This window comes from Cellulomonas hominis (assembly GCF_901521055.1).
In the GTDB taxonomy this organism is placed as follows: Bacteria; Actinomycetota; Actinomycetes; order Actinomycetales; family Cellulomonadaceae; genus Cellulomonas; species Cellulomonas endometrii.
Genome location: NZ_CABEGA010000051.1, coordinates 107,142 through 117,826 on the forward strand (window position 1 = coordinate 107,142; position 10,685 = coordinate 117,826).

Genomic DNA, 10,685 nt, shown 5'->3' on the forward strand with positions numbered 1-10,685 from the left:
GCCCGACGGCACGGTTCTGCGGACCGGGATCACGATGAGCGGCGCCCGTGCCCGCAACGCCCACCGAGACATCACCCGAGCCCTCGCCGTGTCGCGCGCTCGCGACGCGAACACCAACATTTCGGAGTCCGGAATGACGATGACTAGCACCGTGGTGCCCGTGCTCTGCGTCGGACGGTGCGCGCGATGACCGCGACGAACGACACCGACGACTGCTGCGCCACCCCGGTCACGGTGAGCGTCACCGGGCCACAGATGGCCGACTGGCTGGTGCGCAGCGCACTGCCGGCCATGAGCGACCTCGCCGGCTTCGGCGAGCGGGGGGACTGGTTCCGCGCGTTGCCGCCGTACGACGGCCACACCGGCTCCGGCAGCATCCGCGGGTGGACCGGTGCTCTCAGTCGAGGACTGGCACTGCGTGATGACCTGCACGAAGCGTGGTGGCGGGGCGTCGAGGTGGTGCAGGGCTCCGGCTATCGTCTGCGGCGGCGGATTGCGCTAGACCCGATCGAGGTCGTTGTGGGGGCGAAGCGGGAGCTCGCGCCCTCCACCCTCGGGCCGATCGCGCACCAGGTGATCGGCGGGGCGAGCGACTTGGTGCTCGTCGCTGGCCAGATCTGCGAAGACCCGAACGTCGAGGACCTGGTGCGAGGTACGTGGCACCGCAGCTTGCATACGCTCGCCGATCGCGCCCTTGTTCGAGAACTCGCCAGCGGTGCGAGCCGATGGCCCCCGCAGCCCTAGCACCCGATCGCCCCGACGACGGTTCCTCTGGAACGCACGTGGGGACCACCCCCTACCCTGGACTGCAGGAGGTCACGATGAACACAAGGGAGCCCGGCACGGTGCCCCGCGGGTACCGGTTCGCTGACCACGTGCCGTACGAGACCCCCGACGACCTTGCAGAGCTGCAGGGACCGACGTCCGGCATCGTGCGTGTGCGCCCGCACATCGACACCAGCCAGGATCCGACGTACGACCTCGACGACCACGGCGACGTGGTCGCGCTGTACGCCGCGGTGGTGCGAGCTGGCTCCGCCGACGACCAGCGGCGTCTGCTGAACCGCGCCACCCTGGAGCAGGTGTGGCCGGTGCTGGTCCTGCCGCGCCGCTGCCGCGAGGTGTGGTCGACGCGCTTCCCGAGCCTCGGCGAGCTCGGCGTGCAGGCGTTGAGCCTGTAGCGATGCTCCCGTTCCACGAGCGGCTGGCCCGGATCGGGCTCGAGGCCACCGAGCAGTACGGGTTCGTGCTCGCCGGCGGGTACGCCGTCGCAGCCAACGGCATGGGCGATCGGCTGTCCGAGGACGTCGACCTGTTCACCAACCGGCAGTCCCCGGACGACTTCGCCAAGGCCGTGGACGCGCTGAAGGAGGCGTACGACCGTCACGGGCTGCAGGTCGACGTCGTCCGGGACGGGCCGACGTTCCTCGACGTCGTGGTCAGCGACGCACGCACCGGTGACAGCAGCAGCATCCAGCTGGGGTTGGACTACCGCGAGCACGCTCCCGCTCGACTGGAGATCGGGCCGGTCCTCGACGTCCAAGACGCGGTCGCGAACAAGGTGACCGCGCTGTACTCGCGCGGTGAGACGCGCGACTACATCGACGTCGACCTGGTCGTGCAGTCCGGGCGGTTCACCCGTGCGAAAGTCCTCGAGCTTGGTGACGCCCGGGAGGTCGAGCCGATGGACCGCGCGATGCTCGCCGCGCGGTTCCAGCAGGCCGCGACGCACACCGAACGGCAGTTCGCCCGGTACGGCGTCGACCCCGTACAGCGCACGCAGGTCGTCGACCGGTTCGCGCAGTGGGGCCGCGAGCTCGACGGCGCGCCGGCCGACCCGGCTCAGGAGTCGGCTGCCGCGCGCGCAGTCCGGGAGGCACACACGTCGTTCCCCGGGCTCCACAATCCTTCGGCCCCGGCGCGCGCGGCACGGCCACCGGTCGAACGTGGGGCGCCCGACCTTGGTACCGGCCTCGGGCTCTAGCCGCCGACCCCGTAGCCCTGGCCGGCGTCTCGACCGGCGTCCGGTGCAGGGCCCCGGTCGACGCGCATCGTCGGCGCGGCGCGGCGCGCCGTAGGCGCCGCCACGGGAGCCGGCTGCCGCAGCGCCGGCAGCGTCGCGAACGCAGCGTCGGCGGCGTGGCTCGCGGTCGTCGCGCGCTCGAGGTGACCTCGTGCGGCGTGCGAGCGGGCGACGGCCTGACCGGTGCGCTGCGCCTGGCGCAGCACGGCCATCCAACCTGACGAGGTGTCCGTGCCGGTCGCGCGTGCGATGAGCCGCGCCTTGTACGCCGCGCCCATCAGCGCCCGCAGGTCCACCTTCGGGCCGGCGCCGCGGGCGTCGTACCGGTCGGGTTGGGCGATGCGCGCGAACTCCTCGGAGGCGCGCGCGAGCGGACCGGGCTGGTCCTTCTCCTGGAGCAGCGACGCGCGCGCCAGGACGCCGGCGATGTCCGCGGCCGCCGCCCGCTCATCGCCGGCGGACATACGTTCGTTAAGCCGGGCCAGCGCGACGGTGCCGACCTCCGGGGCAGCCCGCACGTCGACCTTGTCCGAGACCACCCCGTCCTTCCACTGGCCGCGCCACACCGGCGCGAGCGCGCCGTCAGCAGCGGCGTCGGTGCCCCACCGCATCCGCAGCTGACCGAGCCCCAAGGTGCGGTCCAGCTTCGACGGCGCGTACCAGATCGGGTCCTGCCGCTTGCCGTCAGCGAACGTCGGGACGAGCGCAACGGAGTAGCCGACGACCCGGTCCGTCGACCCCTTCTCCAGGCGCGGACGCACCAGGACGCGGGCGTTCTTCAACCCGTCGAGGTACTCCTTCTCCGACGTCGCGGTCACCGCGACGGCGTGCATCCGCCGGCGCAGCTCCTCGCGCGGCGGCAGCGACAGCGCCCGGCGCTCGACCTTGCCGAGCTCGGCGGCGTGCGCCGCGGACAGCGTCCCGCGGCCCTGCTCGCGGCTCTCCAGCACGCGCAGGCCGTACCGGTGCTCGAGACGGTTCGCGGCCGCCTGGATGCGGTGGAAGTCGTTGTTGAGGTTCGCCTTCGACCCGTCCTCGCGGACCAGGTTCACCACGACGTGCACGTGGTCGTTGCCCTCGGTGGACAGCCCGTGACGCACCACCATCCACCGGCACTGCGGGCCGTCGACTCCCTCGCCGGCGAACCCCATCTCGGCGACGAAGTCCGTCGCGATCGCCGCCCACTGCTCGTCGGGCAGCGGCCCCTCGCCGGCCTCCAGCGACAGCGGCACGTGGTAGACGTGCGCGTCCCGGTACCCGACGTGCTGCTGCCGCTGCTCGCCCTCGTTGCGGACCTTCACCCGCTGGCGGACCTTCGTGCCGAACACCTTCGTCGGCATCTCCAGCGCCTGACCCAGTGCCACCGCGTCTTCGCGAGACAGCTCACCGGTCCCCACCTGGCTGATCACCGCTTCATGGCCGCCGAGCACGTGCGGGAACGTGTGCTCGTTGCGCTTGCCCGGGCCCGCGAGGTACACCGCGAGCCCGACCGCCTTGCCGCCCCGGAAGCAGCGCGCGATCACCGGCCGACGCCCAGCTGCAGCAGCGCGTCGTCGACGCGCTCGGTGGTGCGCCGGATGGCGGCGAGCGTCGCCACCAGGTCCTGGTGCACGTCGCTCGTCGCGTTCACCGCACGCGCGATCTGGTTGACGTTGTTCGACACAGCACCTAGGTACCGGGCGACGGTGAACAGCGTCGTCAGCAGCTCACGCCGGTCCGTTGCCGTCTCGCCGCGATCTGCCAACGCCGACTCGACCATGAGCCGCTGCACCGTCCAGCCGAGCACGTCTGCTCGCACAGTCAACGCGAGGTACTCGTCCGGGCTGACCTTGAGCTTCACCGGCTTGGTACGTCCGCCGTCGACGTTCGCCCGCCGCCGGCGCCGGGCCGGCTTGCCGCGCCCGCTGCTCGTCCTGTCGTCGATGCCCACGCATCGATGAAAGCCCAGCGCAGCGCCCCGCAGAGCGGGACCAGCACGATTTGAGTGCTGCGACGCCCAACGTTGAGTGGCGTCGGAACGGATAGGGGTCCCTATCCGTATATCTTGCTCCGTCTGGGACACCGTGCGGTGATCGCGCTAGAGCGGAGCGGGGTGCGATCTGTGAACCGCGCCGCGAAGCGGCGACCGCTGGGCCACCTACGTCAGGCGAACCGTCGGACCGTCGTACTGCGCGACGTGACCAGCTAGCGCGAGGTGACATCAGCCGTCACGTGGCAAGCCGCGCAGCGGTGCGGCAGCCGGGGGTCCGGGGGTGGTCCCCCGGGTACCCAACCGCACCCGACAGGACCCGCCTGGCCGAGCACTCGTCGCCCCTCGCCCACCTGTGCACGCCGCGAGCTCCACCGCTGCGCGGCTCGCGGCGCACACAGGTGGACGACGGGACCCAACCGATCACCCGTGCACAGGCCGCGCCGTCACCACGTGCTGTCGGGTCGCGGCCCGCAAGCGCAACCCGTGCACGGCCTCACCTACGCAGTGGGTAGGCCGGCGCCGGCTGCGTGCCGGCGCTGGCTACGGTCGACAGCATGAGCAGCGACGACCAGGCCACGGACTACACCCAGCGACTACGCGCACTGATCGACAACCGGATGGCAGCGGTCGAACCCCTCGTCGCACGCGCGACAGCCGTAGCCGCGGCGCGCGACGCGCTCGAGCACGCGACCCACGCCTACGCCGACACCTGGGCCGACGCGATCGCCGCTGGCTGGAGCGAAGACGAGCTGCGCAAGGTGTTCAAGGGCCTGGCCATCGATCCCGCACCGCGGCGCCGCAAGCAGCGCACAGCGCGGCCGGCGGCCACGCCGTCCGCGGCCGAGGACGGCGCCGTCCTCGAGCAGCCGGCCGCCTGACTCGTCCTACGAAGATGCGCCCGACCCCCTCCGGGATCGGGCGCATCTTCGTGCCGGCGGCACCACGACCGCCGGCCGCGGCGGTGCGCGCGGTCGTGTCGCACCAGCGACCTAGAGTGCGCGGCGTGATCGAACTGCTCGCCCTGGCCGAGACCACACCGCCGGACCACACCGGCGTCCACCCGGAGCGCCAGACGACGCAGCTCGAGGCCAAGGGCGACACGTACGACGCGGCCCTGCAAGCACTGCACGCGCAGGTCCCCGACGGGTACCGCCTGGTGCACGTGCGCCGGCGCTACTACTGACCCCGCCGCTCGGCGACAGATCCCGGGCGTGCGGACCTCCAGGTGCGCCCCGCGAGTCGGGCCCCCATCACCGCGGCGGCCGCGAACACGACTGCTGGGACAGACAGCCCACGGCTCACGGCGGACCCGACGGCGATCCCGACGAGCAGCGCGGCGAGGACGCCGTACGCGACCGCGAGCCGGCGTGACGCGGCATGGCGAGCGGCGGCGCGGTCGGTGCTCAACACCCACGCCCGAACAGCCAGGACCACGGGCGTCCGCGCCGACGCTGCGCCTCGATGGCCGCCAGCTCCTCCAGCCGGTCGTGCGCCCTGGTCGCGCGGGCTCGCGCCAGCGTGCGCCCGAACACACCGGTCGTGAGGCAAGCAACGCCCGCTAGGACCATCAGCAGTGCGACGGTGTTCACGAGGGAGAACGCCGGGTCCCGCGTGGCCGTGCTGCCGAGGACTGCTGCAGGGTCAGCGAGCACCAGATGCCAGGTCGTCACGGTGAGCAACGCCAGGGCGATCGCTCCCAGACCAGCCACGGCGAGGAATCCGTTGCGACGGAGCTCGTCGCTCAGGCGCGCATCAACTTCCTGGTGCGCGCGAGGGAGACGGTCCACGGCTCGATCCTTCCACGTTGCTGACCAGCCGGATCCCGCACGGCGTGCACTGCTCGGTCGGCGGTCTGCGCTTGCCATGGGCGTGGGCTCCTTCATGCTGGCGCGTCGGCGAGGTTCGCGGCGCGGAGGCGGTGCAGCTGCTCGAGCAGCTGGCCGGTGGTCGCGGTGGTGTGCGCGTCGGGGGCGACGAGCGCGGGCAGGATGCTGAGGACCTGGGCGGCGTGGCGCAGCAGCAGCGGGTCGGGCAGGCCGTCGCGCACGGCGTGCAGGCTGGTGGCGGCGTCAAGGTAGGGGTCGAGCACCTCGGTGTCGGGACCGCCGCGACGGCGGGCGTACTGCCAGTCGGCGCGCGCGGCCGCCGCGGCCGCGACGTCGCCGGCGCGGGCCTGCACCCACGAGCAGATCGCCGCGACACGCTCGGTACCGCCGGGTGGCCCGTCGGGCTGGTTGAGGTCGTAGTCCCAGATCAGTGCGGCGAGCGCCGGGCGCAGGACACCACCTGAGAATCCCCAGGCGGGCATGGCGGCACGGGTCGTCGCGGCGTCGGCGCGGCACCACAGCGCGCGCGTCGTCAGCAGGTCGACGATCTCGGCCTCCCTGAGCTGGTCGCCGCTCATCGCTGAACTCCGCCGTCGACGGCGAGCAGCTGCAGCAGGTCCGGGACGGCGGTGTCGAGGTCCTGGTCGGTGAAGTACGTCTCGACGATCGGCTGCCCGTCGCGGGTCCGGCCGTCGACGGCGACGAACACCCGCCAGGCACCGCCGTGCAGCCATGAGTCCCACCGGCATTCCGTCACGGTCCCGGTGAGCCACGCGTCCTCGTGCCTGGACCACACGGTGACCCGCTCGCCGGCTGCGGTCTGGCAGCGCGGGCGGGTCATCGCCGACCTCCGTTGGTCGCGGCGCCGGTGATCGCGTCGACGACCACGACAGCGCCACCCCACGTGAGTGCCAGGGACAGCAGCACCCAGGCGGAGCGGTCCACGGTGGCCGCGAACAGCACCACGCCGGCGGCGAGGACGACGAGTCCGGTGCGGGCCTTCACGCCCGGTCCTCGGTGTCAGCCCCGGCGCTCAGAGCTGCGAGGCGCTCGGGCCGGTACCCGGACCAGTGCGAGCCGTCGGGTGCCACGACGACCGGTGCCTGCAGGTGGCCGAGGGACAGCACGTAGGCCCGGGCGGCCTCGTCGGCGGTGATGTCGACGACGTCGAACGTCACGCCGGCGTTGGTCAGTGCCCGGTAGGTCGCGGTGCACTCCACGCACGACGGCTGGGAGTAGAGGGTGACGGTGCGGCTGGTCGACGCGGGTTCGGCGGGGCGCTCGTCGGCGTGGATGAACTCGTCGGGATGCGGGCCGGTGGCCTGCTGCTCGGCGCCCGATCCCGGGTGGTCAGTGGGTGCGGGTCGCGCTGGGGCGATGCGCGCGGTCACGCCTGCGCACGTGACGGCGGCGGTCCCGTCGTTGCTGGTCTCCCGGGCTCGGCGCGCGGCGGCGGCGACCAGGCTGCGGGCGTACCGCTGTTTGGCGGTGGGCAGGTGACGGCCGTTGATGACGATGTGGGTGACGAGCAGCTCGGTGACGTGTTCGGTCGTGCCGTACACGCGCCGCGGCGTGCCGTCCTCGGAGATCTCGATCCACGCGCGGTCGGCGGTGGTGTCGGTGGTGGTCATGGTGTCCTCCTGGTGTCTGCGAGCCGATCCGGCCCGGCCGGTGATGGCTGGTGCTCGGTGCGGCTGGCCATCGCTTCGATAGCCGGAGGCCATGTCGCAGAGCCGTGGGGGTCAAGGGCCCGACCGCTGGAGGCTTGGACCTTGGTGCGGAGCACCGTCCCCGGCCGGCTACGCGTGGTGACTCGCCCTTGACGCCCGCGGCGGCGCGACAACGATCAGGGCTCGGATCGAGGGACCCGCAGGTGGGGCGCCGGGCCCAGTCGGGTACGGGTCGTCCTGGTGCGTTCGGCGCCGGGGTGCGGGGCCGGGGCCCCGGGATGGGTGCCGGCGCTCGATGCGCCCGGCGTCCATCGCCGCCGGACGGGGCCCCGGCGGGCGGCCCGCGCGGGTCCTGCGGTGGTGCCCGGCCGTGGGGATGCGGGCCGGGCGCCGCGGCGTGTCAGGCGGCGACCTGTGTGTCGTTGTCGTCGCTGGTGATTGCGTCGGCGAGGGCGTGCGCGGCGCGCAGCACGTTTGCGGCGGTGGAGCGGATGAGGTCGACGTCGGCGTCGGCCCACTGGGCGACGTAGCCGATGCTGTAGGCGCTGGTGTCGAGTCCGAGCAGCCCGGCCACGACGTAGGCGACGGACTCGGCTTCGGTCTCGCACACGCCGCGGTGCTCGGCGTACTCCCGGTCGGGCAGGTCGGCGTGCAGCAGCACGTGCGCCGCTTCGTGCAGGGCGGTCTTCGCGGCCTGGGCGGGCGCGACGTCGGCGTCGACGACGACCCGGTTGGTGCCGTCGATGGCGGTGTACCCGTTCGCGGCGCCGCGGATCGGCTCGCGCGCGAGGCTCCATCCGCGGGAGGTCAGAAAGTCGGTGACGGCGTCCACGATGCCGAGCGCGTCGGCGCCGGTGAGGTGCTTCACCAGGTCGGCCGGGTCCGGGGTGTCGGGGTCGACGGGGTCGGTCTGGGCGAGGTCGAACACTGCCAGAAGCGGGAACCACACCCGCACGCGCTGACCGTTCTCGTCGGTCTGGGTCTGCTCGTCGTCACCAGCGTCGTCGTCGGTGATCTTCTTCGTCGCGTACCCGAAGATCCGGATGGCGCGCTCTCCCTTGCGGACCTGGCGGCCGCGGGCCTGCCACTGCCGGAACCCGGCGACCTGGGTCGCGTCGGGGCGCTGGGACCAGATGAGGATGAGGTTGTTCAGGCTGTAGCGGTGGAACCCGCGGGCGACGTCGAGGAACGCGCGCCACTGCTCGTCCGCGCGCAGCACGTCGACCTTTTCGGCGATCGTTGCCTGCAGGGCAGCGGCCTGCTCACGTCGCTGCTCGGGCGTGGTGCGGGTGGTGACCTTGCGGGCCATGTCGGGTGCCTCCGTCGTCGTCGTGCCCGGTGTGGGCCAGGGCGGTGAGCGCTGGGGCTTGCCCCGGCCTCACCGGCGTGCGCGAGGTATCTGGCGCCGGCGGCGGGGCCCCGCGCGGGGCCGTAGAGCTGTGACGTCGCGCATGACGACGCGCAGCGGCGGCGTGGGCTACGTCATGGCGCGGAGGCATCGGGTGGGGAGCCGGGGTCTGATACCGGCCGAGGTGAGCCGCGATGGCCTGCGAGCTCGACGCGGAGCCGGGCGGCGGTGGGCGCTGCGCGCCGGCGGCGCGACCGTTCAGCGGGCTGGGGTCCGGGGCCGGAGGCTCCCGGGGTCGGTGCCGGCGCTCGAAGCGCCCGGCGGCTACCGACGGCAGCGGCCTCTGCGTGCGCCGTCCCGGTGCGGCCGCGTCCCGCACCGAGGCGGTGCCGAGCAGGGCGCGACGGTAGGCAGGCCGGTGGGGTGTCCTGCGCGTCGACGGTCGAGGGCCGTCGAGGACGCGACCCGGCGTCTGCCTACTGAAAGAGGCACCAGGAGCCATGATTTCCGCCAGCAGCACCTCTGAGGCCGCCGCCCGCGCACGTGAGATGCGCCGCGCCCGTCGGCAGCGCGATCGCCGCTTCTGCGTGGTCGACGACCGCCCGAGGGAGTTCGACGGCGCCGAGTACCGGTGCGTGACGTGCAACGGCACGACGTCGCGGTGACGCGAGGACGGCCGCCTGCCGGCGGGCGGCGCGGGAACCCCCGACGGGCGGACGGGTCGGTGGTGCGCGTGCCGCCCGGCGCTACGGTCCAGTGGCGCCGGGCGGGTGGGCCGGAGGGGCGTCCACCGGCCCTGCGTGCTGGTCAGGCTCGGGTGATCCGGTAGCCGGCGTCGGACAGGGCGCGCACGACGTGCTCGGCTTCGTCGAGGTGCAGCGGTTCGCGGTCGTCGGGGCTGAGCCACCCGCCGAGGATCCCGGCCTTGCTGATCGCGACGGCGGCTTCCGCTTCGGTGGAGCGTTGCACGACCCACGCGGCGGCGACGACCGCGGCGCGGTCGTCTCGGTCGTTGCGGTCGATGTGCTTGTCGCGCGACTCGGGGAACCACCAGGCGTCGACGTCGGGCTGTGCGAGGACGTCGCAGGGGCCGCCGGGCTGCAGGAGGTGGTCGACGCGGCGTGCGGCGTCTTCGTGGGTGTCGGCGTACAGGTCGAGCACGACGACGACGGACTGCTCTCCGTTGTTCGGGTCGGGGTCGTCGTACAGGCCGGGCTGTTCCGTGTAGGAGTGGGCGCGCACCGCACCGTCGGCGCGGTCGTCGCGGTCGATCTGGTCGTCGGGGTCCCAGTCCTCGAGGTCCGACCGGGGTGTGTTCGGCGCACCGTCGATGAGTCGCGCGATGCGCGCGCACACCGCGGTGGCGTGGTGGGTGAGCCTGTCGGTGATGTGCATGGGTCCTCCGTCGTCGGGTGGTGGGGCTGGCCGGTGAGCGCTGGGGCTTGCCCCGGCCTCACCGGCGTGCGCGAGGTATCAGGCCAGGGAGCTTCGGGGACCCGCGCGGGGCCGTGGTGCTGTGACGTCGCGCATGACGGCGCGCAGCGGCGGCGTGGGCTTCGTCATGGCGCGACGGCATCGGGTGGGGGCGACGGCCTGATACCGGCCGAGGTGAGCCGCGGGGCCCGGGCGAGCGCGTCGACGAGCTCGCGCGCGGGGTCGGTGCTGCGCGCCGTAGGCGTGACCGCCAGCGGGCCGGGGTCCGGGGCTGGGGCCCCGGGGGGGGTGCCGGCGCTCGCTGCGCCCGGGACGCACCGCGGGCGGTCGGCCGGGGGGGTGGTCGGGCCCGGGTCGTGGGGGCGGGTGCGGCGCTGCGGTGCGGTTGGGCTGGCGCCCCCGCCCTGCCCGG

The 10,685-nt window shown here is 73.4% G+C and carries 14 protein-coding genes; 5 read left to right on the forward strand and 9 right to left on the reverse strand.

Features of this window, described 5'->3' with window-relative positions; genetic code table 11:
* The first annotated feature begins 186 nt into the window (after positions 1 to 186).
* From KJP73_RS13955 to KJP73_RS13965, 3 genes are all read left to right on the forward strand, one after another.
* Positions 187 to 744 carry a hypothetical protein gene (locus KJP73_RS13955; RefSeq protein ID WP_213283466.1) on the forward strand — a complete coding sequence of 186 codons (558 nt, stop codon included), beginning with the start codon at positions 187 to 189 and terminating at the stop codon, positions 742 to 744.
* A 77-nt stretch (positions 745 to 821) separates the two neighbouring features.
* Complete coding sequence (locus tag KJP73_RS13960; protein WP_213283467.1) at positions 822 to 1,181, forward strand: hypothetical protein; 360 nt, start codon at positions 822 to 824, stop codon at positions 1,179 to 1,181.
* Positions 1,182 to 1,183: 2 nt separating this feature from the next.
* Complete coding sequence (locus KJP73_RS13965) at positions 1,184 to 1,984, forward strand: nucleotidyl transferase AbiEii/AbiGii toxin family protein (protein ID WP_213283468.1); 801 nt, start codon at positions 1,184 to 1,186, stop codon at positions 1,982 to 1,984.
* On the opposite strand, the gene KJP73_RS13970 is transcribed toward KJP73_RS13965, so the two are convergent.
* Together KJP73_RS13970 and KJP73_RS13975 are read right to left on the reverse strand one after the other, a co-directional pair.
* The gene (locus tag KJP73_RS13970; RefSeq protein WP_213283469.1) at positions 1,981 to 3,546 is read right to left on the reverse strand and encodes a relaxase/mobilization nuclease domain-containing protein; all 1,566 of its coding nucleotides are present in this window, start codon (positions 3,544 to 3,546) and stop codon (positions 1,981 to 1,983) included. The genes KJP73_RS13965 and KJP73_RS13970 overlap by 4 nt on opposite strands.
* Positions 3,543 to 3,953 (reverse strand): MobC family plasmid mobilization relaxosome protein, encoded by a 411-nt coding sequence (locus tag KJP73_RS13975; RefSeq protein WP_213283470.1) that lies wholly within the window; start codon positions 3,951 to 3,953, stop codon positions 3,543 to 3,545. The genes KJP73_RS13970 and KJP73_RS13975 overlap by 4 nt, the downstream gene beginning before the upstream one ends.
* Positions 3,954 to 4,549: 596 nt before the next feature.
* On the opposite strand from KJP73_RS13975, the gene KJP73_RS13980 reads away from it, so the two are divergent.
* Both KJP73_RS13980 and KJP73_RS13985 read left to right on the forward strand, forming a co-directional pair.
* Positions 4,550 to 4,873, forward strand: a complete 324-nt coding sequence (locus KJP73_RS13980) for a hypothetical protein (protein ID WP_213283471.1) — start codon at positions 4,550 to 4,552, stop codon at positions 4,871 to 4,873.
* A gap of 125 nt (positions 4,874 to 4,998) precedes the next feature.
* Positions 4,999 to 5,178: a hypothetical protein gene (locus KJP73_RS13985; protein ID WP_213283472.1), complete on the forward strand. Its 180-nt coding sequence runs from the start codon at positions 4,999 to 5,001 to the stop codon at positions 5,176 to 5,178.
* A gap of 220 nt (positions 5,179 to 5,398) precedes the next feature.
* On the opposite strand, the gene KJP73_RS13990 is transcribed toward KJP73_RS13985, so the two are convergent.
* The 7 genes from KJP73_RS13990 to KJP73_RS14020 form a co-directional block, all read right to left on the reverse strand.
* Positions 5,399 to 5,782 carry a hypothetical protein gene (locus tag KJP73_RS13990; RefSeq protein ID WP_213283473.1) on the reverse strand — a complete coding sequence of 128 codons (384 nt, stop codon included), beginning with the start codon at positions 5,780 to 5,782 and terminating at the stop codon, positions 5,399 to 5,401.
* 92 nt (positions 5,783 to 5,874) lie between these two features.
* Positions 5,875 to 6,399, reverse strand: coding sequence for a hypothetical protein (locus tag KJP73_RS13995; RefSeq protein ID WP_213283474.1), 525 nt, complete (start codon positions 6,397 to 6,399; stop codon positions 5,875 to 5,877).
* Entirely contained in the window at positions 6,396 to 6,662 is a 267-nt protein-coding gene (locus KJP73_RS14000) for a hypothetical protein (protein WP_213283475.1), read from the reverse strand. Before KJP73_RS14000 ends, KJP73_RS13995 begins: the two co-directional genes overlap by 4 nt.
* The gene (locus tag KJP73_RS14005; RefSeq protein ID WP_213283476.1) at positions 6,659 to 6,826 is read right to left on the reverse strand and encodes a hypothetical protein; all 168 of its coding nucleotides are present in this window, start codon (positions 6,824 to 6,826) and stop codon (positions 6,659 to 6,661) included. Before KJP73_RS14005 ends, KJP73_RS14000 begins: the two co-directional genes overlap by 4 nt.
* Entirely contained in the window at positions 6,823 to 7,452 is a 630-nt protein-coding gene (locus KJP73_RS19645) for a glutaredoxin domain-containing protein (protein WP_213283477.1), read from the reverse strand. The genes KJP73_RS14005 and KJP73_RS19645 overlap by 4 nt, the downstream gene beginning before the upstream one ends.
* A 439-nt stretch (positions 7,453 to 7,891) precedes the next feature.
* Positions 7,892 to 8,800, reverse strand: coding sequence for an ArdC-like ssDNA-binding domain-containing protein (locus KJP73_RS14015; protein ID WP_213283478.1), 909 nt, complete (start codon positions 8,798 to 8,800; stop codon positions 7,892 to 7,894).
* An 846-nt stretch (positions 8,801 to 9,646) separates the two neighbouring features.
* On the reverse strand, positions 9,647 to 10,234 hold the full coding sequence (locus KJP73_RS14020; protein WP_213283479.1) for a hypothetical protein: 588 nt from the start codon (positions 10,232 to 10,234) through the stop codon (positions 9,647 to 9,649).
* Positions 10,235 to 10,685: the final 451 nt, after the last annotated feature.

Bases quoted from the DNA above. Each gene is read 5' to 3' on its own strand.
- KJP73_RS13955 (WP_213283466.1), top strand. From the start codon at position 187: ATGACCGCGACGAACGACACCGACGACTGCTGCGCCACCCCGGTCACG.
- KJP73_RS13960 (WP_213283467.1), top strand. From the start codon at position 822: ATGAACACAAGGGAGCCCGGCACGGTGCCCCGCGGGTACCGGTTCGCT.
- KJP73_RS13965 (WP_213283468.1), top strand. From the start codon at position 1,184: ATGCTCCCGTTCCACGAGCGGCTGGCCCGGATCGGGCTCGAGGCCACC.
- KJP73_RS13980 (WP_213283471.1), top strand. From the start codon at position 4,550: ATGAGCAGCGACGACCAGGCCACGGACTACACCCAGCGACTACGCGCA.
- KJP73_RS13995 (WP_213283474.1), bottom strand. From the start codon at position 6,399: ATGAGCGGCGACCAGCTCAGGGAGGCCGAGATCGTCGACCTGCTGACG.
- KJP73_RS14000 (WP_213283475.1), bottom strand. From the start codon at position 6,662: ATGACCCGCCCGCGCTGCCAGACCGCAGCCGGCGAGCGGGTCACCGTG.
- KJP73_RS19645 (WP_213283477.1), bottom strand. From the start codon at position 7,452: ATGACCACCACCGACACCACCGCCGACCGCGCGTGGATCGAGATCTCC.
- KJP73_RS14015 (WP_213283478.1), bottom strand. From the start codon at position 8,800: ATGGCCCGCAAGGTCACCACCCGCACCACGCCCGAGCAGCGACGTGAG.
- KJP73_RS14020 (WP_213283479.1), bottom strand. From the start codon at position 10,234: ATGCACATCACCGACAGGCTCACCCACCACGCCACCGCGGTGTGCGCG.